Source organism: Microbacterium sp. LjRoot205 (assembly GCF_056175745.1).
Window position 1 is genome coordinate 46,535 of record NZ_JBGFFH010000005.1, and the last position, 22,409, is coordinate 68,943.

Annotated in this window: 20 protein-coding genes; 9 read left to right on the forward strand and 11 right to left on the reverse strand. The window is 68.0% G+C overall.

Translation table 11 applies throughout. From position 1 onward, the window contains the following. Positions 1-37 precede the first annotated feature (37 nt). On the forward strand, positions 38-883 hold the full coding sequence (locus tag AC04ME_RS11650) for an NAD-dependent epimerase/dehydratase family protein (RefSeq protein WP_042541414.1): 846 nt from the start codon (positions 38-40) through the stop codon (positions 881-883). A gap of 38 nt (positions 884-921) precedes the next feature. Here the strand turns inward: AC04ME_RS11650 and AC04ME_RS11655 are convergent, their stop codons facing one another. Then, positions 922-1,944 carry a LacI family DNA-binding transcriptional regulator gene (locus AC04ME_RS11655; protein ID WP_079113623.1) on the reverse strand — a complete coding sequence of 341 codons (1,023 nt, stop codon included), beginning with the start codon at positions 1,942-1,944 and terminating at the stop codon, positions 922-924. A gap of 190 nt (positions 1,945-2,134) precedes the next feature. On the opposite strand from AC04ME_RS11655, the gene AC04ME_RS11660 reads away from it, so the two are divergent. The 4 genes from AC04ME_RS11660 (at position 2,135) to AC04ME_RS11675 (ending at position 7,177) form a co-directional block, all read left to right on the forward strand. Next, complete coding sequence (locus tag AC04ME_RS11660) at positions 2,135-3,430, forward strand: ABC transporter substrate-binding protein (RefSeq protein WP_455903696.1); 1,296 nt, start codon at positions 2,135-2,137, stop codon at positions 3,428-3,430. A gap of 75 nt (positions 3,431-3,505) precedes the next feature. After that, entirely contained in the window at positions 3,506-4,411 is a 906-nt protein-coding gene (locus AC04ME_RS11665) for a carbohydrate ABC transporter permease (RefSeq protein ID WP_042541411.1), read from the forward strand. A 10-nt stretch (positions 4,412-4,421) separates the two neighbouring features. Then, positions 4,422-5,312, forward strand: a complete 891-nt coding sequence (locus AC04ME_RS11670; protein ID WP_079113626.1) for a carbohydrate ABC transporter permease — start codon at positions 4,422-4,424, stop codon at positions 5,310-5,312. Then, positions 5,309-7,177, forward strand: coding sequence for a glycoside hydrolase family 127 protein (locus AC04ME_RS11675; protein WP_475435095.1), 1,869 nt, complete (start codon positions 5,309-5,311; stop codon positions 7,175-7,177). The genes AC04ME_RS11670 and AC04ME_RS11675 overlap by 4 nt, the downstream gene beginning before the upstream one ends. A gap of 23 nt (positions 7,178-7,200) precedes the next feature. On the opposite strand, the gene AC04ME_RS11680 is transcribed toward AC04ME_RS11675, so the two are convergent. From AC04ME_RS11680 to AC04ME_RS11725, 10 genes are all read right to left on the reverse strand, one after another. Continuing rightward, the gene (locus tag AC04ME_RS11680) at positions 7,201-7,614 is read right to left on the reverse strand and encodes a hypothetical protein (protein WP_475435097.1); all 414 of its coding nucleotides are present in this window, start codon (positions 7,612-7,614) and stop codon (positions 7,201-7,203) included. After that, a complete protein-coding gene (locus AC04ME_RS11685) occupies positions 7,611-8,435 on the reverse strand; it encodes a WXG100 family type VII secretion target (protein ID WP_475435099.1) in 825 nt (274 codons plus the stop codon). Before AC04ME_RS11685 ends, AC04ME_RS11680 begins: the two co-directional genes overlap by 4 nt. Before the next feature lie 113 nt (positions 8,436-8,548). Next, positions 8,549-8,800: a hypothetical protein gene (locus AC04ME_RS11690; RefSeq protein WP_157534287.1), complete on the reverse strand. Its 252-nt coding sequence runs from the start codon at positions 8,798-8,800 to the stop codon at positions 8,549-8,551. Between the two features lie 209 nt (positions 8,801-9,009). Continuing rightward, the gene (locus tag AC04ME_RS11695; RefSeq protein ID WP_052492985.1) at positions 9,010-10,047 is read right to left on the reverse strand and encodes an ABC transporter permease; all 1,038 of its coding nucleotides are present in this window, start codon (positions 10,045-10,047) and stop codon (positions 9,010-9,012) included. After that, positions 10,044-11,111: an ABC transporter permease gene (locus AC04ME_RS11700; RefSeq protein WP_042541406.1), complete on the reverse strand. Its 1,068-nt coding sequence runs from the start codon at positions 11,109-11,111 to the stop codon at positions 10,044-10,046. The genes AC04ME_RS11695 and AC04ME_RS11700 overlap by 4 nt, the downstream gene beginning before the upstream one ends. Next, positions 11,108-12,715: a sugar ABC transporter ATP-binding protein gene (locus tag AC04ME_RS11705; protein ID WP_475435102.1), complete on the reverse strand. Its 1,608-nt coding sequence runs from the start codon at positions 12,713-12,715 to the stop codon at positions 11,108-11,110. The genes AC04ME_RS11700 and AC04ME_RS11705 overlap by 4 nt, the downstream gene beginning before the upstream one ends. A 95-nt stretch (positions 12,716-12,810) precedes the next feature. Then, positions 12,811-13,809 (reverse strand): substrate-binding domain-containing protein, encoded by a 999-nt coding sequence (locus tag AC04ME_RS11710; RefSeq protein ID WP_042541404.1) that lies wholly within the window; start codon positions 13,807-13,809, stop codon positions 12,811-12,813. Positions 13,810-13,989: 180 nt separating this feature from the next. After that, a complete protein-coding gene (locus AC04ME_RS11715; RefSeq protein ID WP_475435104.1) occupies positions 13,990-15,537 on the reverse strand; it encodes a sugar ABC transporter ATP-binding protein in 1,548 nt (515 codons plus the stop codon). Further along, positions 15,534-16,553 carry a LacI family DNA-binding transcriptional regulator gene (locus AC04ME_RS11720; RefSeq protein ID WP_475435106.1) on the reverse strand — a complete coding sequence of 340 codons (1,020 nt, stop codon included), beginning with the start codon at positions 16,551-16,553 and terminating at the stop codon, positions 15,534-15,536. The genes AC04ME_RS11715 and AC04ME_RS11720 overlap by 4 nt, the downstream gene beginning before the upstream one ends. Positions 16,554-16,621: 68 nt before the next feature. After that, positions 16,622-17,881, reverse strand: coding sequence for a D-arabinono-1,4-lactone oxidase (locus tag AC04ME_RS11725; protein WP_475435107.1), 1,260 nt, complete (start codon positions 17,879-17,881; stop codon positions 16,622-16,624). A gap of 78 nt (positions 17,882-17,959) precedes the next feature. Here AC04ME_RS11725 and AC04ME_RS11730 point away from each other — a divergent pair, with 78 nt between their 5' ends. The 4 genes from AC04ME_RS11730 to AC04ME_RS11745 all read left to right on the forward strand — a co-directional run bounded on the left by AC04ME_RS11730 (position 17,960) and on the right by AC04ME_RS11745 (position 22,330). Further along, a complete protein-coding gene (locus AC04ME_RS11730; protein ID WP_042541401.1) occupies positions 17,960-19,006 on the forward strand; it encodes a LacI family DNA-binding transcriptional regulator in 1,047 nt (348 codons plus the stop codon). A gap of 131 nt (positions 19,007-19,137) precedes the next feature. Beyond that, entirely contained in the window at positions 19,138-20,475 is a 1,338-nt protein-coding gene (locus tag AC04ME_RS11735; RefSeq protein WP_042541400.1) for an extracellular solute-binding protein, read from the forward strand. Beyond that, a complete protein-coding gene (locus tag AC04ME_RS11740; protein WP_042541399.1) occupies positions 20,472-21,425 on the forward strand; it encodes a carbohydrate ABC transporter permease in 954 nt (317 codons plus the stop codon). The genes AC04ME_RS11735 and AC04ME_RS11740 overlap by 4 nt, the downstream gene beginning before the upstream one ends. After that, positions 21,425-22,330: a carbohydrate ABC transporter permease gene (locus AC04ME_RS11745; protein ID WP_042541398.1), complete on the forward strand. Its 906-nt coding sequence runs from the start codon at positions 21,425-21,427 to the stop codon at positions 22,328-22,330. The genes AC04ME_RS11740 and AC04ME_RS11745 overlap by 1 nt, the downstream gene beginning before the upstream one ends. Positions 22,331-22,409: the final 79 nt, after the last annotated feature.

Consider the following 22,409-nt stretch of genomic DNA (forward strand, 5'->3'; position numbering starts at 1 on the left):
CGGCCCCGGCGACTCTTCTTCGTGCCACTCTGGTGACATGCGCATCGCACTCACGGGATCATCGGGCAAGCTCGGCAGCGTCGTCGCGCGGGAACTCCGCGCACACGGATACGAGGTCATCGGCATGGACGTCGCCGGGGTCCGCGGCCCGGACTTCGTGCAGGTGGACCTCACGGATTACGGCCAGGTCGTGGACGCTTTCACGGCCGTCGGCGATCGACACGAGGGCATCGATGCCGTCGTGCATCTCGGCGCGATCCCCGCCCCCGGCATCCGCAGCGACGTCGCCACGTTCCACAACAACATGCCCGCCACGTTCAACGTGTTCTGGGCGGCGGTGCGCCTCGGCATCCGGCGCGTCGTCTACGCGTCGAGCGAGACCGTGCTCGGCCTGCCGTTCGACGTGCCTCCGCCCTACGTGCCCGTCGACGAGGACTACCCCGCCCGCCCCGAATCGGTGTACTCGCTGGTCAAGACGCTCGAGGAGCAGCTGGCGAGGGAGCTCGTGCGCTGGCATCCCGACCTCTCGATCACGGCGCTGCGGTTCTCGAACGTGATGAACCCGGAGGACTACGCCGAGTTCCCCGACTTCGACTCCGACGCGTCGCGCCGCAAGTGGAACCTCTGGGGCTACATCGACGCCCGCGACGGCGCTCAGGCCGTGGAGCGCGCGCTCGAGGTCGCGGCCCCCGGGTTCGACAACTTCATCATCGCGGCCGCCGACACGGTCATGTCGCGTCCGAATACCGAGCTGCTCGCCGAGGTCTTCCCCGACGTCCCTGTCGCGCGCGAGTTCGGCCCGAACGAGACGCTGCTGTCGATCGACAAGGCCCGCCGCATCCTGGGCTTCGACCCGCAGCACTCCTGGCGCGACCACGTCTGAAGCGGAGACGCGACCGACGGTCGGCAGGAGACGGCGGCTCAGCGCCGGGCGATGGTCGACCCTCTGATCACCAGGCGCACCGGCAGATGGTGCGACCCCTCCCCGATGTCGATCCCGTCGATCGCGTCGAACACCCGAAGCGCCGCCTGACGCCCCAGCTGCTGCAGGTTGGCGTCGATGCTGGTGAGCTCGGGTCGCGCGTTCGTCGCGAGCACTTCCCAGTTGTCGTAGCCGATCACCGCGAGGTCGTCGGGAACGGTGCGTCCGAGATCCCGCGCCGAGTCGAGCACGCCGCGAGCGATCTGGTCCGAGCCGCAGAAGACGGCGTCGATGTCGGGATGCCGGTTCAGCAGCATCGCCGCGGCGTCCCGCCCCCAGTGCTCCGTCCACTCCGAGAACATCGGCTCGCCGACGAGCTCGAGGCGGGCTTCGGCGAGGGCGGCCCTGGCCCCGGCGAGGCGGTCTTGAGCTGCGGCGTACGTCGGGTCGCCCGAGATATGTGCGATGCGCCGACGCCCGCACGCCAGCAGATGCTCGATCGCCAGCCGTCCGCCCGCGTAGTTGTCAGGAGTCAGTGACAGGTCGCGAGGGTCGTCGGACGGCGCGTACGCGTAGACGACCGGCACGGGGATCTCCTGCCCGAGCGAGGGTCGCGCATCCGTCTGGCGGCCGACGACGATGATGCCGTCGACCCGGCGGCTGAGGAGCTCGCGGAGATGATGCTGCTCACGGATCGCGTCGCCCCGCGCATCGCACAGGAAGACGTTGATGCGGCCGGCGCCGAAAGCGTCCTCGGCGCCCATCAGGATCGGGATCATGAAGCGACCCTCGAGGTCGCTGGTGAGCAGGCCGACGGTGCCGGTGCGACCGGCGAGCAGACCCCGAGCCATGGCGTTGGGCGTGAAGGACAGCTCTTCGGCGATCGCCCGCACCTTGGCGCGCGTCGCGGCCGAGACATCGCCTCGATCGTTCAGAGCCTTCGACGCCGTCGAGATCGACACTCCGGCGCGCGCGGCGACATCACCGAGGGTCACCGCCCGTGCTGCATTCGTGTCGCTCATCACTCCCCCTGTTGCTGAAAGGTTATCGGAACAAGGGTTGACGCCCCCGCTGAAACCACGCTATACCTTTCGAAAGGGTTTTCGTAGATTTCGGAGAACCTGATCTCCACCTCATCTCCACACCCGGCGCTGCACTGTCGAAGCGCCACACCGCACCCGCTCGAGGACGAGCCCAGAGGAGCCCCCGCCCATGAACACCACCCGTACACACGCCGCACGCCGGGCAGCAGCCGTCGTCATCGCGGCCGGCCTGCTCGTCGGCGGCCTCGCCGCCTGTGCACCCGCCGCTGACGAGGCGTCGAACGAACCCATCCCTGCCGAAGGCACCGATGACGGCACGACACTCACGCTGTGGACCCGCGCTCCCATCGAGCGCCAGGCCAAGCTGCTGGTCGACGCCTACAACGCCAGCCACGAGAACCAGGTCGAGCTCACGGTCGTCCCCAACGACGACTACGTCGCGAAGGTCGGCGCCGCCGCCGGTTCCAGCGGTCTGCCCGATCTGTTCGCCGCCGACATCGTCTACGTGCCCAACTGGGCGCAGCAGGGCCTGTTCCAGGACATGTCCGAGCAGATCGATGCGCTCGACTTCAAGGACGAGATCAACCCCGGTCACCTCTCGGCGGGCACGGTCGACGGCGCCGAGTACGTGCTGCCCTTCGCGCTCGACCTCTCGATGCTGTTCTGGAACAAGGAGCTGTTCGCCGAGGCAGGCCTCGACCCCGAGAAGGCACCCGCCACACTCGAAGAGTTCGCCGAGGCGGCCATGGCCGTGCAGGCGCTGAACAAGCCCGACACCTATGGCACGGCGACCGGCCTCAACTGCGGCGGCTGCCTGGTCTTCACCTGGTTCCCCTCGATCTGGGCGTCCGGCGACGAGGTCATGAACGAGGACGGCACCGAATCCCTGCTCGACGGCGACTCGGCGCAGGCCGTCTATGACACGTGGACCGAACTGCAGGATGCCGGGGCGATCCTCCCCTCCTCCACCGATGAGGCCGGCCCCACCTGGACCGCCGCGTTCAGCGAGGGCAAGGTCGGCGTGATGCCGTTCCCTGCGACGCTGCTCCCCTCCCTCGAGTTCGACGCGGGTGTCGCCGGCATCCCCGGTGTCGACGGCGGCGCCTCGACGTTCGTCGGCGGCGACGGCATCGGCATCTCGAAGGACTCGAAGAAGGCCGCGCAGGCCTGGAACTTCCTCAACTGGATGATGTCGGAGGAGGCGCAGGTCGAGGTCCTCGCGAAGGACGGCAACGCCGTCTCACGGGGTGACCTCGCCGACAACGAGTACGCCGCGGCCGACCCTCGCCTGGTGACGATCAACGAGGTCGCGTCCCAGGGCGACACCCCCGTGGCGCTGAACTTCCAGCAGGCGTTCAACGCTCCGGGCAGCCCCTGGCTCACGCTGGTGCGCAACGCCGTGCTGAACGGCGACGACTCGGTGCAGGCCGACAACGAGGAGATCACCGCGATCCTGTCGCAGTGATTCGCCGCGGGGGCGGCGCTGCACCGCCCCCGCATCCACCTCGCCAGCCCCCCCCCCCGATCGAAAGAGACCGAGATGACCTCGACCGCACCTCCGCTGCGTCGCCGCCGGCCGCGTACCGCCTTCGGCGGCCCGGTGCAGGGCTGGCTGTATGCGGCCCCGACGGCGATCTTCGTCGCCCTGCTGTTCATCGTGCCGCTCGTGCTCGTGGTGCAGATGTCGGCCTCCGACTGGCCGCTGCTGAGCGGCAACCAGGGCATCAACTTCCCCGAGAACTACACGGATGCCGTCATGCACCGTCTCTTCTGGGATTCGATCCGCTTCACCCTGCTCTACACCGTCATCACGACGGTCATCCTGATCGGCCTCGGACTCGGCCTGGCCCTCCTCGTGCAGGAGTCGACCAGGTGGAAAGGCCTCCTGCGCACGGCCTTCCTGATCCCGAGCGCCCTGGGCCTCGCATCCGCCTCGCTGCTGTTCTACGTGCTGTACTCCCCCATCGCCGGTCCGTTCGCGAACCTCATGAAGTCCTGGGGCATCACGTTCCTCGGCACTCCCGAGGGTGCGCTGTGGTCGACGATCTTCCTGATCGTCTGGCGCTACGCGGGGTTCTACATGCTGCTGATGCTGGTCGGTCTGCAGGGCATCCCCGACGACGTCTACGAGGCCGCGCGCATCGACGGCGCCAACCGTTGGCAGACGTTCCGCGACATCACGGTGCCGCTGCTCAAGCCGACCTTCGCCCTCACGACCGTGATGTGCGTGACCGGGTCGCTGCTGGCGTTCGAGCAGTTCTACATCCTCACCAAGGGCGGCCCCGACAACAGCACCATGACCGTGGTGCAGCTGATCTACAACGTCGCCTTCCAGGGGCAGAACAGCCTCGGCATCGCGGGCGCCCTCTCGGTGATCGTGCTGCTCGCGCTCATCGTCATCAACGTCTTCCAGCTGCGCGCGTTCCGCCGCACGGATGAGAACTGAGCTGAGAACCATGTCCCAGACCCTGACTCGCACCATCGTCGCCCCGAATCATCAGCCCACCGCGCCCCGGTACCGCTCGAAGGCGGCCCGCGTCGTCTTCGGCATCCCGTACTGGGTGTTCACCACCGCCCTCGCGGTGATCTTCCTCTACCCGCTCATCTGGACCGGCGTCTCGTCGGTCAGCCCGATGGCGGGCACCAGCCAGACCGACGGCTGGGGCTTCGGCAACTACGCCGCCCTCGGCGAGTACCAGGCGGGCATCTGGGTGTACCTCGGCAACTCGCTGTTCGTCTCGGTGCTCACCGTGGCGCTCACGCTGTTCATCTCGCTGCTGGGCGGCTACGCGTTCGCGCGCTTCTCGTTCCCCGGCAAGAACGCCCTGTTCCTGCTGACTCTCGCGATCCTGATGGTGCCCTACGCGACGCTGCTCATTCCGCTCTACGTGATCCTCAACTCGGTCGGCCTGCAGAACTCGCTCGTCGGCGTCGCGCTGGTGATCACGATGTTCCAGCTGCCGTTCTCGATGTTCATGATGCGCATCTCGTTCGAGTCGATCCCGAGGGAGATGGATGAAGCCGCGATGGTCGACGGATGCTCCAGCTGGGGCGCGCTGTGGCGGGTGCTGCTGCCCGCGGTCAAGCCGGGGCTCGTCACTGTCGGACTGTTCGCGTTCCTCACCGCGTGGAACGACTTCATGGCCCCGCTGATCCTCATCAACGACACCAACCGCATGACGCTGCCGCTCGCGGTCGCGAACCTCCGAGGGCAGGTGCAGGGCGTCGTCGACTACGGCGCCACCGAGGCGGGCGTCGTCGTGCTGGCGCTCCCCTGCATCCTGCTCTTCCTGATCCTGCAACGACACTACGTGCGCGGCTTCATGTCCGGCGCCTTCAAGGGATGACCATGTTCGACACCACGACACCGGCCGCTCCGGTGGTTCCCACGCGCGGACGCCTGCGCCCCCTCGGCCTCGACGAGGTGCGCATCACCGGAGGGTTCTGGGGCGACCGCCAGACCGTGAACGGCTCAGCCACTCTCACGCACATCGAGTCGCGCCTGGAGTCCGAGGGCTGGCTGCCCAACTTCGACCTCGCCGCCGCAGGCACGCTTCCCGCCGGGCGCCGGGGGCGCGAGTTCGCCGACTCCGAGATCTACAAGTACCTCGAGGCTCTCGCGTGGGAGATCGGACGGACGGATGCCGGGGCCGACAGCGATCTCGAGCAGCGGTTCCGCCGCGTGGTCGACCGGGTCGCCGCCGCGCAGGAGCCCGACGGATACCTCAACACGATGTTCGGCCGCGACGGTCAGGGCGAGCGCTGGTCGGCCCTGCAGTGGGGGCACGAGCTGTACTGCCTCGGACACCTCTTCCAGGCGGCCGTCGCCCGGGTGCGCACGAGGCCTGACGCCGATGACGGACTCGTGGCCGTCGCCCGCCTCGCTGCCGAACTCGTATGCCAGGAGTTCGGCGTCGACGGGCGCGACGCGATCTGCGGGCACGCCGAGGTCGAGGTGGGCCTGGCCGAGCTCGGTCGCGCGCTCGGTGAGCAGCGCTACATCGATCAGGCCGCGTTGTTCGTCGAGCGGCACGGCCGCGGATCTCTGGGCGAGATCGAGTGGGGGCAGGAGTACTTCCAAGACGACGTGCCCGTGCGCGACGCCCAGGCGTTGCGCGGGCACGCGGTGCGCGCCAACTACCTCGCCTCCGGAGCGACCGACGTCGCGATCGAGAGGTCGGATGTCGAGCTGCTCGACGCCCTGCGAGGTCAGTGGGATCGCACGGTCGAGCGCCGCACGTACGTGACCGGCGGCCAGGGGTCGCATCACCAGGACGAGGCCTTCGGTGACGACTGGGAGCTGCCGCCGGACCGCGCCTACTCCGAGACCTGCGCAGGGATCGGCTCGATCATGTTCTCGTGGCGTCTGCTGCTCGCGACCGGTGACGTCCGGCATGCCGACCTCATCGAACGCACCCTGTTCAACGTCGTCGCGACCTCCCCGGCCGACGACGGCCGCGCGTTCTTCTACGCCAACACGCTGCATCAGCGCACGCCGGGCACGCCGGCGGACCCGGATGCCACGTCGGCGCGCGCCTCGTCGTCGCTGCGCGCCCCGTGGTTCGAGGTGTCGTGCTGCCCTCCGAACGTGGCGCGTGCCTTTGCGAGCCTCGGTGCGTATGTCGCCACGGCGGATGACGACGGCGTGCAGCTGCACCAGTACGCGCCGTCGACTGTTCGCACGACGCTGCCGGACGGCCGGGTCGTGGCGTTCGAGGTGTCGACGACCTACCCCGTCGAGGGTGACGTGCGGATCGTGATCGCCGAGGATGCCCAGTTCACGCTGACGCTGCGCGTGCCGTCGTGGGCATCAGGAGCGACGGTGCGCGTGCACAGCGGCGGCGAGGTCACGGAGTCCCCCGCACCCGCCGGTGGGGTCGAGATCACTCGCGCGTTCCGCGCCGGCGACGTCGTCGAGCTCAGCCTGCCGATCGTGGCGAGGGCCACGTCACCGCATCCGATGGTGGATGCCGTGCGGGGCAGCGTCGTGATCCAACGCGGTCCCGAGGTGCTGGCGCTCGAGTCGATCGATCTCGGAGCCGATGTCGGCGACGCGGTCGTGGTCGGTGACCCCGTCGAGAGCGACGGTCACGTGGTGCTGCCGGTGCGCCACCGCTCGACCGGCGACACGGTCGATGCGCCCCTGATCGCCTACCACGACTGGGCCCGGCGGGGTCCGTCGACCATGCGGGTGTGGATTCCGACGGCGTGATGAATCCGACGACAGTTCCATCGTCATTCGGCTGAATCCTCGATACGGAACTCGATGCCGACGGTCTCGTCCGGATCGGTGAAGCGGATCGCTCCGGACGCGAACGCTCGTGAAAGAGAGGCGGGCTCCACACGGAAGCCGTCGGAGGCAGCCTGCGAGAAGCGAAGCACGACCTCGGGGTCGTCGGGGTACGTGTCCCAGGTACCAACGCCAGCGAAGTCGCCGGCATCGACATAGCCCAACGGATTGAACGAAGCTCCGTGCATGACGAAGGTTCCATCCTCGTGGACCGTGAGCGTGCCGGTGTCCTCACCTACCGCCCGCCATGTGCCGACGGGCGACGAGATCTGCGGCGCGCACCCGGTGAGCGTGAGAACCACAGCGACGACTCCCCCGAAGGCAGCGATCATCCGCTGCGTTCGCACGAGAGCAGTCATGGATACACCGTCTCCGTCCACACGATCGTCTGGTGCTGCGGCGCCCACTCGCCGCTGCCGACTTCCGCGGCGAGCATCGAGGAGTAGACGATCGGCAGGTGCCCGCCTCCTGTGCCGGGGATGCGCGTCGCGGAATCTGTGGTCGTGTCGTTGTTGATCACATAGGTCACGTCGACACTTCCGTCCACGAGGGAACAGTCGGCGAAAACCCTGAGTGCGGCCAGCACCTGCTCCCGCACGCTTTCGATGTGATCGCTCCTCATAAACGTCGACACGAACGGGTCGTCGGGACCGAGGACCACACCTCGGCCGAGGTCGCCTTTCCAGAATTGACCGAGCATCTCCATCACGCGTCTGTTGGCCCTGTCACGACGTGATCCCTCCGGACTCTCGGCGACGCAGCGCAGACCTCCCCATGCGGCCGATGCCACGCGGCCCAGCAGACTCGCGAGGGTCTGATCCGCGGTCGCTCTATCCTCAGCGAGGCCGGCGAGTGCTTCCGACGCGCTCTTCGCATCCCTCTTCGCCTGCTGTTCTGCCTGGAGCCGATGCTCCATACCCGCGGCATCATTGTCGAACAGCCCGCCTTCACTCACCATGTCGAGCATCAGCTGCGCCGCCGCGAGGTTCTGTTTCAGCGGCTCGGCCCGCGCCGCGATCTCGGCGACAGCGTCGCCGTATTGGGTGACGGCTCTGCGGGCTGCATCCATCGCCTCAGCGGAATCCTCGAGATCTCGCCGCAGACCAGCCGCCCGCCCGCGGAAGGCGTCGGCGCTCTCGCCTGTCCACGACGCATCGAGATCGCGCAGGATCGTGGTCACCGCGGCGCGCGCGTCGGACAGATCGGAGGCCCGAAGTTCGGCCCATCGAGCAGCGAGCCCGCATGATCCGACATCGCCCGCGCCCGGATCAGACCACGTCCAGTTGGACGGCATCAGTCGTCCAGCGCGGCGACGTAGGCGGCGAGCGCATCGATGTGAGCCTGCTCGGCAGCGACGAAGTCGGAGGCGGTCTCGTCGACGGCGCCGGCGAGACCACGCGCGGCCCATTCGAGCGCAGTGACGGCGTCGCCCCAGCCGCGCGAGAACATCGATGCCGCCGACGTCACGAGATCGCTCCTCATCGGCGAGAGATCCAAGGCACTCGCCGATCCGCCGACAGCAAGGCCGTTCAGCGTTCTGGCCATGCCCTGCATACCTTCGTAGTCCACATGGATTGGTTGGCGCACGTTCCCCCCCAGGATCATCTGCCTCCACACTAGTGTCCTCATATGAGGCTATTAGTGCTTCCCATGTGTTGTATTCCGATACGCAAGGCGAGGTTGCAGACCCTCCCCGGCACGCGAATGGCCCCACCTCTATGCGAGATGGGGCCGTTCAGATGATGCGAATCGAGCTACTCCCGTTTTCGAGTGACCGCCCGCTGCAGCAGCACGAACACGAGCAGGATGCCGCCGGTGATGATCGTGGTCATCTCGGGAGGGATCCCGCCGTCGCGTGTGATCAGCACGTTCATGAGCCCCAGCACCAGCGCTCCGACGACCGACCCGAGCACATAGCCGTACGCGCCGGTCAGCACGGTGCCGCCGATGACCGCTGCGGCGATCGCGTCGAGTTCCCATCCGATGCCGGTGATGTTCTGCGCGGTTCCGAGTCGGGCGGTGTACAGCACCGCCGCGAGACCGGCCAGCCCGCCGCTGATCACGTAGACCAGCACCTTGGTGCGCTGCACGGGAAGCCCCATCAGCAGCGCCGAGCTCTCCGACCCGCCGATCGCGTAGACCGTGCGCCCCGTGCGAGTGCGGTGCAGCACGAAGAACGCGGCGGCCACGACGATCACCGCGACGAGCACCGCGGGGGTGATCACGAGGTCGTTGACCTTCGGGCCGTCGATGATCTTCAGCTGCGTGCCGATCCAGCGGATCGGCGATTCCTCGCCGAGTCGCTCGGGCTTGGTGCTGAGCAGCGACGCGAGGCCGCGACCGAGGAACATCATCGCCAGCGTCGCGATGAACGGCTGCACGTTGAAATACCTGATCAGCACGCCCGAGACGATGCCGAAGAGCACGCCGATGCCGATCATCGCGATGATCACGGCGAACGCGTTCCATCCGGCGTTCGAGAGCATGACTCCCGCGACCGAGGAGACCGCGATGATCGAGCCGACAGACAGGTCGATTCCGCCGGTGAGGATCACGAAGGTCAGCGCGACGGCCAGCACGATGAGGTGCGCGTTGTTGATCAGCAGGTTCGACAGCGTGTTGAACTGCAGGATGCGGCCGTAGGCCACCTCGCCGAAGATCACCATGCCGACGAAGATCGCGACCGAGGCGATCGTCGGCAGCACCGACGGGTTCGCCGTGATCATGCGGCGTACGCGCTCGACGATGGTCTCGGTCGCCTGCGGAGCCGGGGTGGCGGTCACGACACTCATGCGGACACCTCTTCCTTGGCGAGGACCTGTTCGACCGGTCGGGTCTTGCGGCGCGAGCGGAACCAGCTGCGCACCCGCTGCGACTGCAGCAGGCACAGCACGACGATCACGATGGCCTTGAACGCCGGCGTCGCCGACGACGAGACCCCGAGGTACAGCACGGTCTTGTCGAGCGTGGCGATGAGCAGCGCTCCCACGAACGCGCCGCTGAGCGAGAACTTGCCGCCGGCCAGCGACGCGCCGCCGATGACGACAGCGAGGATCGCGTCGAGCTCGAGCTGATACCCGGTGCGCGAGATGTCGACGGTCATGACGCTGCCGACCGACATGATCCCCGCGATCCCCGCGAGGATGCCGCTCATGATGTACGCCGTGAGCAGCAGGCCCTTCGGCTTGATGCCCGCCATGCGGCTGGCGCGGGGGTTGATGCCGATCGCCTCGATCATGAGACCCAGCGCACTGCGCCTGACGACCCAGCCGACGGCGATCACGATGAGCACGGCGAGGATGAACACCACGGGGATGCCGATCACGAAGCCGTTGGCGATCCACCGGAACGCGTCGTTCGACGCCGTGGTGTTCTGCCCGCCCGTGATCACCTTGGCGATGCCTCGGCCTGCGAGCATGAGCACGAGGGTCGCGATGAACGGCTGCAGCCCGACATAGGCGACGAGCAGACCGTTGACCGCCCCGAGGATGCCGGTGATCACCAGCGCGAGCCCGACCGCGGCGAGCGCCGCACCGAAGGAGTCGCCGGCGGCGCTGAGGAACTCCATCGAGACGGCCCCGGCGACGGCCATGAGCGAGCCGACCGAGAGGTCGATGCCGCCGGTGGCGATCACGAGCGACATCCCGATCGCGATCATCATGATCGGCGCCGCCTGGCGCAGGATGTCGATCAGGTTGCCCACCAGGTTGCCGTTGTTGGGGTTGATCGAGAGCGCGAGGTAGGTCGGGTCCTTGATCACGTTCAGGGCGAGCAGTGCGAGGATCGCGACGATGCCCCAGAAGAACGGCTTGTGGATCAGATCCCGCCAGATGGTGGTGCCGGCTGACGCGGTCATCGCGCTGCCTCCTTGTCGGTCGTGGGGGCGATGCTATCGGGCACGGCGCCGTCTGTGTCGTCGAGCGTCTCGGCCGCGGCCTCCACTCCATGAGCGGCGATCACATCGACGATCACCTGCGCGGTGACGTCGGGGCCGTTCTGGATCTCGCCGATCTTGCGGTGGTCCTTCAGCACGACGATCCGTTCGGAGAGACGCACGACCTCTTCGAGTTCGGACGAGATGAACACCACGGCGACGCCGTCTTCGGCGAGCTCGGCCACCGCCTCCTGGATCTCGGCCTTGGCGCCCACGTCGATGCCGCGGGTCGGCTCATCGAGGATCAGCAGCTCGGGCTGCGTGGCGAGCCAGCGCCCGAGCAGCACCTTCTGCTGGTTGCCACCGGAGAGGTTCTTGATCATCCGGTCGGGGTCGGCCGGGCGGACGTTGAACTGCTCGATGTAGCGGTCGACGATCGCATCCTGCTCCTTGCGGCTCATCGGCCGCGCCCACCCGCGCTCGGCCTGCACCGCGAGGACGATGTTCTCGCGCACGGTCAGGTCTCCGATGATGCCCTCGTCGCGACGGTTCTCGGTCGAGAAGGCGATGCGGCGAGGCAGCGCGTCGGCCGGCGACTTGAGGTCGACCCGGTGACCGTGCAGCTCGATCGTGCCCTCGTCGGTGCGGTCGGCCCCGTAGAGCAGTCGCGCGAGCTCGGTGCGTCCGGAGCCCAGCAGACCGGCGAAGCCGATCACTTCGCCGGGGCGGATGTCGAGGTCGGTCGCCTCGACCGCGCCTCGTCGTGCGATTCCGGATGCCGCGAGCAGCGGCTTCTCGTCCGCGTCGCGCGGTGTACGGCGGCGGTTGCCCCCGAGTGACGTGAGCGCGTCGAGGTCTTTGCCGATCATCTTCGAGATGAGGGCATGGCGGTCGAGGTCTCGGGTGAGGTACTCGCCCTCGTACAGTCCGTTGCGCAGCACCGTCAGGCGGTCGCTGATCGCGTAGACCTGATCGAGGAAGTGCGAGACGAAGAGGATCGCGACGCCCTGGTCGCGCAGCGCCCTGATCACGGTGAAGAGGCCGTCGACCTCGGCGGCGTCGAGGCTGGAGGTCGGCTCATCGAGGATGAGCACCTTGGCCCTGATCGCCATCGCGCGGCTGATGGCGACGAGCTGCTGCAGCGCGATCGAGAGAGTCGAGAGCGGTCGGCGCGTGTCGAGGTGCCCCAGCCCGAGTCGGGAGAGAGCGTCGGTCGCGGCGCGGTGGGTGGCCGTCCAGTTGATGCCGAACACTCCACGCAGCTCGTGTCCGAGCATCACGTTCTCGCCGATCGAGAGGTTCGGGGCGAGATTGACCTCCTGGTAGACCGTCGAGATCCCGGCATCCTGCGCGTCGTCCGCACCGCCGAAGCTGCGCTCCTGACCCGCGACGACGATCGACCCCGAGTCGATCTGGTAAACACCGGTCAGTGCTTTGATCAGGGTCGACTTTCCGGCGCCGTTCTCTCCCATGAGCGCGTGGACCTCGCCCTGGAACAGCCGGAAATCGACCCCGTCGAGGGCTTTCACGCCCGGGAACTCGATGGAGATCCCCCGCATCTCGACGATGGGCAGTGCTTCGTTCATCGCTGTCTCTCCGTCCGCAGAACCCGGGTGGAGCAGTGCTCCTGCCCCACCCGGGTTCGCTGCCGGATCGCTCCGGCGTCGGGTTCGGTGCTCGGTCAGTACTTGCGGTCGGCGAGCACGGCCTGGGCCGCCTCGGCGGAGTCGAACGCCTCGCTGGGGACGACGATGTACGACTCGACCTCTTCGCCGGCGAGAGCCTTCTCGACGACCTCGAGCGCGGTCTCACCGAAGAGCGGGTTGTATTCGTGCACGTAGCTGAGCTGACCGTCGGCCAGCGCCTGCATGGCGTTCTTGGTGCCGTCGATCGTGGCGATCTTGACGTCCTCACCGACGACGAGGCCCGCCTCCTCGGCGGCCTGCGCGGCACCGAGGCCCATCTCGTCGTTCTGTGCGAACACGAGCTGGATGTCGTTGTTCGAGGACTTCAGCATCGTCTCGAAGACGCTCTTGCCCTCTTCCGCCGACCAGTTCGCGGTCTGCGCGTCGAGCTTCGTGAGCGACGAGTCGCCCAGGCCCTCGTCGAAGCCCGTGTTGCGCTCGTTCACGACGCCGACACCGGCCGGGCCCTCGAGCACGACGTAGTTGCCGCCGTCGGGGAACGTGGCCGCAGCCCAGGTGCCGACCTCCTTGGCGACCTCGACGTTGTCGGGGGCGATGCGCGTGACGTAGAGGCTGTCGTCGTCCGGTTCGATGCCGCGGTCGAGCAGGATCACGGGGATCTCCGCCTCCTGCGCACGCTTGAGCGAGTCCTCCCAGCCGGAGGCCTCGGTGGCCGACAGCAGGATGACGTCGACGCCCTCGTCGACGAACGACGTGAAGGCGTCGATCTGCGACTTCTGGTCGAGGTTCGTGGCGGGGGCGTACTTGAGCTCGTATCCGGCGTCCTCCGTGAAGGTGTCCTGGATGTTCTGCTCGTTCGCCTCGCGCCATGCGCCCTCGGGGCCGACAGCCACGAAGCCGACGGTGGTGATCTCCTCTGAGCCGCCTCCGCCGTCGCCGCCCGAGTCGCCGGACGAGCAGGCCGCAAGGCCGATGGTGAGTGCGCCGACTGCTGCCAGGCCGAACGCGACGCGGATGCGCTTCTTCGCGGACATTTCTTCTCCTCTTTGAGATGCCGGCGGTCACTCCGGCGGTGGCGGACCAGTCATGGTCCTGACGTGATTGCAGGACAGCTGCTTCGCGTGTCCTGCCGTGATGTTACCGGGAACAATTTCTGAAACACAAGACTTCGTTACCAAATCGGACCGATCACGGTCGGTGGATGTTGTTACCGATCACAGTTCAGCGCTGTGACTCAGCTCGGCGGCGATCATCTCGACCACCGTGTCGACGGTCACACCCGGACCGTTGCTGAGCTCGCCGATCTTCTCGCGGTCCTTCAGCACGACGATGCGATCGCTCAGCCGCACGACCTCTTCGAGCTCTGACGAGATGAACACGACGGCCACGCCGTCTCCGGCCAGCTGGCTGATGCGGCGCTGCACCTCGACCTTGGCCGCGATGTCGATCCCCCGAGTGGGCTCGTCGAGGATCAGCACGTGAGGGCGCACCGCCAGCGCTCGAGCGAGGAGCACCTTCTGCTGCGTTCCCCCCGACAGGAGACCGACCGGGCGGTCGAGGTCCGCAGGGTCGAGATGCAGCGCCTCGACGTACGTCTCCACGAGACCCCTCGACTCGGCGTGCGAGAGAGGACGAGTCCATCCGCGCAGCGCCTGCAGCGAGAGGATGATGTTCTCGCGGGCCGTGAGCTCGCCGATGATGCCCTGTGTACCCCGGTTCTCGGCCGACAGCGCGATGCGGTGCCGCAGCGCTGCCGAGGGGCTGCGCAGCTGCACACGTTCACCGTCGACCCAGAGCTCTCCGCTGTCGGTGCGCACCGATCCGCTGAGCAACGACGCGAGCTCGGTGCGCCCCGACCCCCGGAGGCCCGCGAGCCCCACGATCTCACCCCTCTGGATCTCGACGTCCATGCGCTCCAGCTCGCCGCGTCGACCCACACCGGACGCCTGCATGGCCGGCTCCCCGTCGTACGCGTAGTGATGAGCCTTGCGCTCCGAGCCGAGGGCCCTCAGGCTGTCGATGTCCTTGCCGAGCATCTTCGAGATCAGGTCGGCTCGGTCGAGGTCGCGCGTCGCGTATTCGCCCGCCCGTCGCCCGCCGCGCAGCACCGTCATGCGGTCGCTGATCGCGAACGCCTGCTCGAGGAAGTGCGAGATGAACAGGATCGCGACGCCGCGTTGCCGCAGACCCCGGATGACCCGCATCAGAGTGGCGACCTCGGCGACGTCGAGGCTCGAGGTGGGTTCGTCGAGGATGAGCACCCTCGGGTCGTCGACGACCGCACGAGCGAGAGCGACCAGCTGCTTCTGCGCCGGTGTCAGCATCGACAGCGGCGTCTTCGGGTCGAGGTCGTCGAGTCCCAGCCTGGCCAGCGCCTCGGCGGCATCCGCCCTGGTCCTGCGCCAGTCGATTCCGAATCGGCCCCGGCGCTCCCGCCCGAGCATCACGTTCTCGGCCACGCTGAGATTGGGGCTCAGCTGCGCCTCCTGGAACACCGTGGCGATGCCGGCCGCTCGACTGTCGGCGACTCCCGAGAAGCGACGCGGCTCGCCGTCGACGACCACCGCGCCCTCGTCGGGAGAGAGCGTGCCGGTGATCACCGCGACGAGCGTCGACTTGCCCGCGGCGTTCTCGCCCATCACGGCATGCACCTCACCGGGGAGCAGACGGAAGTCCACGGCGTCGAGCGCGCGCACGCCCGGGAACTCGACCGTGATGCCCTCGAGCCGCACCACCGGCTCGGGACCACGGTCGGGGGTCACCGCACCTCCCTGGGCGCGGCCGACGATCCGCGGGCGACGAGCTCGGTCGGGATCCGGGTGAGCGCGGGGATGTCACGACCCTCGATGGCCGCGCGCAGCATCTCGACCACCGCGACGCCCAGTGCGCCGAAATCCTGGCGCACCGTCGTGAGCGGAGGGATGAAATGCCGAGCGAGCGGGATGTCGTCGAACCCGACCACGCTGAGGTCTCGCGGCACCTCGAAGCCCCTGTCGTGCAGCCCGTGGATCAGGCCGATCGCCATGTCGTCGTTGGCGGCGAAGATCGCCGTGTAATCCGGCAGCCGGGTGAGACCCTTCGCGAAGTCGTAGGCGAAGTCGGCCGACCAGTCTCCGACGACGATGGGCCGTTCACGGATGCCCCACGACTTGGCCCTCGTGTGAAAGGCGCGCTCTCTCGCTCTCGCATCGAGCCAGTCCAGCGGGCCGGAGAGGTGCAGGATGTCTCGGTGTCCGAGCGCGACGAGGTGATCGACCACCGACGTCGTGCCGGCGTGCTGGTCGATCGAGACCGTGAGAAAGGTCGGATCGGCGTCTGCCTTGACCACGAGCATGGGAACGGTGATGGCGATGCGCCGCAGAGCGGCCACCGATGACGAACGTGGCGCGATCACGCACAGCGCATCGACCCCCTGCGTCACGAGGTGGTCGACCGCTTCCTGGGGAGACAGCGCATCACCCGCGTGCAGCGCGATCGGTGTGACCGAGTACCCCGTGGCGCGCGCCGACAGCTCGACGGCCCGCAGGATGCTGGTCGGGCCATGCGCGACCGCGCTCTCGACGATCACGCCGATGCGCCGGGTGCGCTGGGTGGCGAGCGCCCTGGCGACGAGATTCGGGCGGTAGTCGAGCTCCTCGATCGCCTCGAGGACGCGGCGCTTCGTGTCGGGCTTGATGTTCGGGTGATCGTTGAGAACACGCGACACCGTCATGTGCGAGACGCCCGCGATGGTCGCGACCTGACGGATGTTGGGCTTGTCTGAGCCGACGTTCGCCATGCACACCTCCGTCGGCCGAGCCTCGGAGAATGTTACCGAGAACAACCGGGGTGGTGCAATGGATCCCGCTACAGCCCCAGGCGCTCGAGGTACGGGTTCACGAGACGACGCTCGGGGTCGAAGCGCTGCGCGAGGGCGGCGAAGTCATCCCACCGCGCATAGCGCGAGCGCACCTCTGCGGCATCGAGAGTGAAGACCTTGCCCCAGTGCGGGCGGGCGGTCTCGGGCAGTGCCGCTTCGAGGGTGGGCAGGAACGCGCGCACGGCCGCCTCGTCGGGCTTCCAGGTGAAGTGGATGCCGACGGCATCCGTGCCCTGCGACGAGCTCAGCCACAGATAGTCGGGGGCGACCGTGCGGATCTCGTTCACGAGCAGCAGCGGCGCGATCTGACCGGCGAGCGTGCGCACCGCCTGGATCGCGGCGACGGCGTCGGCGCGGGGCACGAGGTACTCGCTCTGGATCTCGGCGCCGGCCGACGGCGTGAACTCGAGCTTGAAGTGCGCGAGGCGCTCGAACCACGGTCCCGACTCGCCGAGCTGCTCGGTGCAGGCGACAGGATCGACGCCGATGATCGGATGCCGCTTGGCGGTCGCCGGCTCCGCCCCCAATCGGGCGAAGAGGTCGTCACGGGCGAGCTCCCGGGCCTCGGGCTGGCGCTGCTTGACCCAGATCTGGTCGGCGAAGTCGGTGTGCTCCCAGCGCGAGAAGATGCTGACGCTCGTGCCGATGCCTGTCACCTCGTCGAAGTCGGCGAGGATCGCATCCCACGACGGATGCTCGAACACGTGCTGCGCCACCTCGTAGGTGGGCTCGACATCGAGCGTGACGTCGACGACCGCACCCAGCGCACCGAGGCTGACGACCGCGCCGTCGAAGTCGTCGTCACCGCGGGCGAGGGTGCGCGTCTCCCCCGCCGGGGTGATGATCGTCAGCGCGCGCACCGCCGAGGCCAGCGAGCCGATGGCGTCGCCCGAGCCATGCGTGCCGGTCGCGACTGCGCCGGCGATCGAGATGTGGGGCAGCGAGGCGAGGTTGGCGAGCGCGAGTCCCTCGGCGTCGAGCAGCGGAGCGAGGTCGCCGTAGCGCAGCCCGCCGGAGACGCGCACCGCGTCACGCGCATCGTTCACCTCGAACACGACGGGCAGCCGATCGAGGGCGATGAGCAGGCCGTCGGTGTCGGCGATGTCGTTGAAGCAGTGCCTCGATCCGAGGATGCGCACGGCTCCGCCCCGGGCGAGCAGATGCCGCAGCTCGTCGATCGAGCCGGGGTGCTCGACGGCGGATGCACGGTAGGTGAGGTTGCCTGCCCAGTTGCGTTCGATGGTCATCGGGCCATAGTAGTCAGCGAGTGCGGACATTCCGCGGCGCGGCGGGCTCGCGGGCGAGCCGGTGGATAGGCTGACCGGATGACAGCGATGCCGCCGCCGCGCGCGACGATGAAGGACGTCGCCGCACTCGCGGGCGTCTCACCCAAGACGGTCTCGAACGTCGTCACCGGCACCGTCGCCGTGCGCGAGGAGACCAAGCTCAGGGTCGAGGCCGCGATGACGCAGCTCGACTTCGTGCCGAACCTCAACGCCCGAGGACTCCGCAAGGGCCGCTCGGGCATCATCGCCGTCGCCCTGCCCGACCTCGCGACCGCGTTCTCGGCCGAGCTCATGCACCGCATCGTCGACGCCGCGCATGATCGCGGCCTCGCCGTGCAGATCGAGGAGACCGCGACCGACCCCGAACGTGAGAGGGAGCTCGTCTCCCGGGCTCGCGCGCACCTGGTCGACGGACTGATCCTGAACCCCATCCGCCTCGAGGACAGCGTGCTGAAGTACGCCGACCGGCTGCCCCCTCTCGTCGTGCTCGGCGAGGTGGAGCAGAACAGGGCCGACCATGTGCGCATCGACAGCCGCCGAGCCGCGGCCGATGTGACCAGGCACGTGCTGTCTCGCGGAGCGACGCGCATCGCCGTGATCGGCGCCGACGACGATCCGTCGGTCGCGACCGCGACGGGCCGTCTGCGACTCGAGGGAGTGCACGACGCGCTTCGGGAGGCCGGCATCCCCCGTGACACCGCCTTGGAGATCAATCCGATGCCGTGGTCGATGACCGGCGGGGCGGATGGCGTGCAGACGCTGTTCCGACGGGGAGTGGCGTTCGACGCGATCATCGCCTTCACCGACTCGCTCGCGCTCGGCGCGCTCCACGCACTGCACGACCACGGTGTGAACGTGCCGGAGGACGTGATCGTGACGGGCTTCGACGACGTCGAGTTCTCGCGCTATACGTCTCCGTCGCTCACGACGCTCGCCTTCGACCGCCGCGCCTTCGCCGATGCGGCGCTCACCCTGCTCGAATCGCGCATGGACGACCGCTCCGCCCCGCCGCGGGCGCTCACCCTGTCGCATCACCTGCTCGAGCGTGACAGCACACGGGGCCGCCCGCGCGGCCACCGCCCCTGACACACACCCGCGCAGCGTTCTCCGCCCGTCGGCCCCGCGCTCACGCGGGTTGCGGACTTCACTCTTGCGCCGCCGATTACATCGATGTAATGATGAGACCCGACCCCGCCCGCTGTCACGAAGGAGTGACGATGACGCCCCCGCTCGATCTGTCTCGGCGGCAGTTCCTGACTGCCGCCTCCGTCACGGCCGCCGCGGCGCTGCTCGCCGGCTGCGCCCCTGGCGCCGTCCCCGGTTCGAACGCCACGACCCTGCAGTTCTGGCATCTGCTCTCCGGAGGCGACGGCGTGACCATGTCGCAGCTGCTCGACGCCGCCAATGCGGCGCAGAGCGACTACCGCATCCGCCCCACCGTGCTCGCATGGGGCACCCCGTACTACACGAAGCTCGCCATGGCGGGTGCCGGCGGCCGGGCCCCCGACGTCGCAATCATGCACGCGACGCGCACGGTCGGCTGGGCACCGGGTGGCCTGCTCGACACCTGGGACCTCGACCGGCTCGCAGACCTCGGAGTCGACGCCTCGACGTTCCCGAAGCCGATCTGGGAGAAGGGCTTCGTCGGCGAGAACATGTACAGCGTCGCACTCGACGCGCATCCGTTCGTCGCGATGTTCAACACCGACATCTGCGACGCGGCCGGTGTGCTCGACAGCGACGGCCGACTGCAGGAGACCTCCTCTCCTGAGGAGTTCCTCGATCAGCTGCGCGCCATCGGGGGCCAGGCCGAGGGGCACGCGCTCTCGTACGGCTACCTCGGCGACGGCGCCCAGATGTGGCGTCTCTTCTACACGTTCTATTCGCAGCACGGCAGTGCGATGGAACTGCCGGCCGGCGGCAAGGCCGTGATCGACAAGGACGCCGCTGTCGCGTCTCTGACCCTCATGCGCACCCTGCTCGACGGCGAGATCGCCCTCGCGCAGGCCGACTACGGCAGCGCGGTGGCCGAGTTCGCCACCGGCAAGAGCGGGATGCTGTTCACCGGCGTGTGGGAGCTGCGCACGATGCAGGCGGCCGAACTGCCCCTGGATGCCACCATGATCCCCACGCTGTTCGGCACGCCGGCGGTCTACGCCGACTCGCACTCGTTCGTGCTGCCGCATCAGACCAACGCCGATCCCGCGAAGCGCGACCTGACCTACCGGTTCGTCGCCGACATGCTGAAGGGCTCGTTCGGGTGGGCCGAGGCAGGGCACATCCCTGCTTTCCTCCCGGTCACCGAATCGCCCGAGTACGCCGACCTCATTCCCCAGGCCAACTACGCCGAGGCCGCGCAGCACGTCGTCTACGACCCCACCGCGTGGTTCACCGGCTCGGGGTCGAGCTTCCAGGGCGAGTTCGGCGCCGCCGTGCAGGGGGTGCTGCTCTCGGGCGACGACCCCGCGGCGGCCATCGACCGGTTCGAGGCCCGGGTGAACACACTCCTCCGACAGCCCAACCCGGCCGACCCCGAGGGGACGTTCGCATCATGACCACCGCGACGGACTCCACGCGCACGATCGTCACCGGCTCGAAGTCGGCCCTGCCCGCTCGACGCGCCGGCTCCTCCCGCAACCGCGAGCAGCTCATCAGCTGGGCGTTCCTCGCGCCCTTCCTCCTCGCGTTCGTGCTGTTCCTCGCGTGGCCGATCGTGCACGGCATCATCCTCAGCTTCACCGATCAGTCGCTCACCGGGGCAGGCGGATCCTTCATCGGCTTTGCGAACTACGCCGAGGCGCTCGCCGACCCCAAGATGTGGCAGTCGATGGGCAACACGGTGTGGTTCACGCTGCTGTCGACCGTGCCGCTCGTCGTGATCGCGCTGCTCATGGCCGCTCTCGTCGATCGCGGCCTTCCCGGCCAGTGGCTGTGGCGGCTGTCGTTCTTCATGCCCTATCTGCTCGCCTCGACCGTGATCTCGCAGATCTGGGTCTGGATCTTCAACCCGCAGATCGGCGCGGCGAACAACATCCTCGAGTTCTTCGGCCTCGAGCCGCTGGCCTGGCTGCAGAACCCCGACACCAACATGCTGTCGATCGTCATCGCCACCATCTGGTGGACGGTCGGATTCAACTTCCTTCTCTATCTCGCCGCGATGCAGAACATCCCGCCGCAGCAGTACGAGGCCGCATCGCTCGACGGCGCGGGCCCGTGGCGACAGTTCTGGTCGATCACGCTCCCCCAGCTGGGACCGGCGACCGTGCTGATCCTGATCCTGCAGATCCTGGCATCGCTGAAGCTGTTCGATCAGGCGTACCAGATGCTCGGCGGCGTCGCGAGCGACACCACCCGCTCGATCGTGCAGTACATCTACGAAGCCGGCTTCGTCAGCTACCGATTCGGCTACTCGGCCGCGATCTCCTACGTGTTCTTCGCTCTCATCGTCATCATCGGCGTCGCGCAGGCTCTGATCATGCGCCGCCGGAAGGAGTCGCAGCTGTGATGTCCACCGCCACACTCACCGAGACCATCACCACCGCCAAGCCGGCGCGAGCCCGCCGCTCGCACCTGCCAGGTCAGAAGCCGTTCGGTGCGCTGCGCATCAGCGCCCTCGTCGTCCTGATCATCCTCGCGATCGGCTGGCTGCTGCCGTTCCTCTGGGCGGTCGCGACCGCCTTCAAGACCGAGACGGATGCCGCCAGCGGCGACCCGTCGTGGATCGGCGCCTCGGGCCCGACCGTCGAGGCCTTCGCGGCGATCCTGTCGCAGGGCAACGTCTACACCTGGGCGTTCAACAGCCTGTGGACGTCGGTCGCAGTGACCCTGATCACCCTGACGATCTCGGCACTCGCCGCCTACGCGTTCTCACGGCTCGACTTCACGGGCCGCAAGTGGCTGTTCGTCGTCATCATCGCCTCCATCGTCGTGCCGCCGCAGGTGCTGATCATCCCGCTGTTCTACGAGATGCTCGCGTTCAACATGATCGACACCTACTGGGGCCTGATCCTGCCGCAGGTCGTCGCCCCGGCGATGGTGTTCATCCTCAAGCGCTTCTTCGATGCGATCCCGATCGAGCTCGAAGACGCGGCCCGCGTCGACGGCGCCAGCCGCCTGCGCATCTTCTGGTCGATCGTGCTGCCGCTCTCGCGGCCGATCCTGGCATCCGTCGCGATCTTCGTCTTCATCGGCGCGTGGAACAACTTCCTCTGGCCGTTCCTCGTCATCAACGACACCACTTTGATGACGCTGCCGGTCGGCCTGCAGACGGTCATCAGCGCCTACGGCGTGCAGTACGCGCAGGTCATGGCGCAGGCCGTGCTCGCCGCGCTGCCGCTGATCATCGTGTTCATCATCTTCCAGAAGCAGATCGTCAAGGGAGTCGCGACCAGCGGCTTCGGCGGTCAGTAGTCCCCACCGATCCTCATCGTCGGTCGTTCAGCGAGGAGCTCAGCGACGGGACGAAACGCCCCACCCCGGCCCACTCACA

What these genes read in the sequence shown, in the direction of transcription:
- AC04ME_RS11650 (WP_042541414.1), top strand. Translation starts at nt 38, where the DNA reads ATGCGCATCGCACTCACGGGATCATCGGGCAAGCTCGGCAGCGTCGTC.
- AC04ME_RS11695 (WP_052492985.1), bottom strand. Translation starts at nt 10,047, where the DNA reads ATGAGTGTCGTGACCGCCACCCCGGCTCCGCAGGCGACCGAGACCATC.
- AC04ME_RS11740 (WP_042541399.1), top strand. Translation starts at nt 20,472, where the DNA reads ATGACCACCGCGACGGACTCCACGCGCACGATCGTCACCGGCTCGAAG.
- AC04ME_RS11730 (WP_042541401.1), top strand. Translation starts at nt 17,960, where the DNA reads ATGACAGCGATGCCGCCGCCGCGCGCGACGATGAAGGACGTCGCCGCA.
- AC04ME_RS11720 (WP_475435106.1), bottom strand. Translation starts at nt 16,553, where the DNA reads ATGGCGAACGTCGGCTCAGACAAGCCCAACATCCGTCAGGTCGCGACC.
- AC04ME_RS11690 (WP_157534287.1), bottom strand. Translation starts at nt 8,800, where the DNA reads ATGGCCAGAACGCTGAACGGCCTTGCTGTCGGCGGATCGGCGAGTGCC.
- AC04ME_RS11710 (WP_042541404.1), bottom strand. Translation starts at nt 13,809, where the DNA reads ATGTCCGCGAAGAAGCGCATCCGCGTCGCGTTCGGCCTGGCAGCAGTC.
- AC04ME_RS11745 (WP_042541398.1), top strand. Translation starts at nt 21,425, where the DNA reads ATGTCCACCGCCACACTCACCGAGACCATCACCACCGCCAAGCCGGCG.
- AC04ME_RS11680 (WP_475435097.1), bottom strand. Translation starts at nt 7,614, where the DNA reads ATGACTGCTCTCGTGCGAACGCAGCGGATGATCGCTGCCTTCGGGGGA.
- AC04ME_RS11660 (WP_455903696.1), top strand. Translation starts at nt 2,135, where the DNA reads ATGAACACCACCCGTACACACGCCGCACGCCGGGCAGCAGCCGTCGTC.
- AC04ME_RS11705 (WP_475435102.1), bottom strand. Translation starts at nt 12,715, where the DNA reads ATGAACGAAGCACTGCCCATCGTCGAGATGCGGGGGATCTCCATCGAG.
- AC04ME_RS11735 (WP_042541400.1), top strand. Translation starts at nt 19,138, where the DNA reads ATGACGCCCCCGCTCGATCTGTCTCGGCGGCAGTTCCTGACTGCCGCC.
- AC04ME_RS11725 (WP_475435107.1), bottom strand. Translation starts at nt 17,881, where the DNA reads ATGACCATCGAACGCAACTGGGCAGGCAACCTCACCTACCGTGCATCC.
- AC04ME_RS11670 (WP_079113626.1), top strand. Translation starts at nt 4,422, where the DNA reads ATGTCCCAGACCCTGACTCGCACCATCGTCGCCCCGAATCATCAGCCC.
- AC04ME_RS11655 (WP_079113623.1), bottom strand. Translation starts at nt 1,944, where the DNA reads ATGAGCGACACGAATGCAGCACGGGCGGTGACCCTCGGTGATGTCGCC.
- AC04ME_RS11675 (WP_475435095.1), top strand. Translation starts at nt 5,309, where the DNA reads ATGACCATGTTCGACACCACGACACCGGCCGCTCCGGTGGTTCCCACG.
- AC04ME_RS11665 (WP_042541411.1), top strand. Translation starts at nt 3,506, where the DNA reads ATGACCTCGACCGCACCTCCGCTGCGTCGCCGCCGGCCGCGTACCGCC.
- AC04ME_RS11700 (WP_042541406.1), bottom strand. Translation starts at nt 11,111, where the DNA reads ATGACCGCGTCAGCCGGCACCACCATCTGGCGGGATCTGATCCACAAG.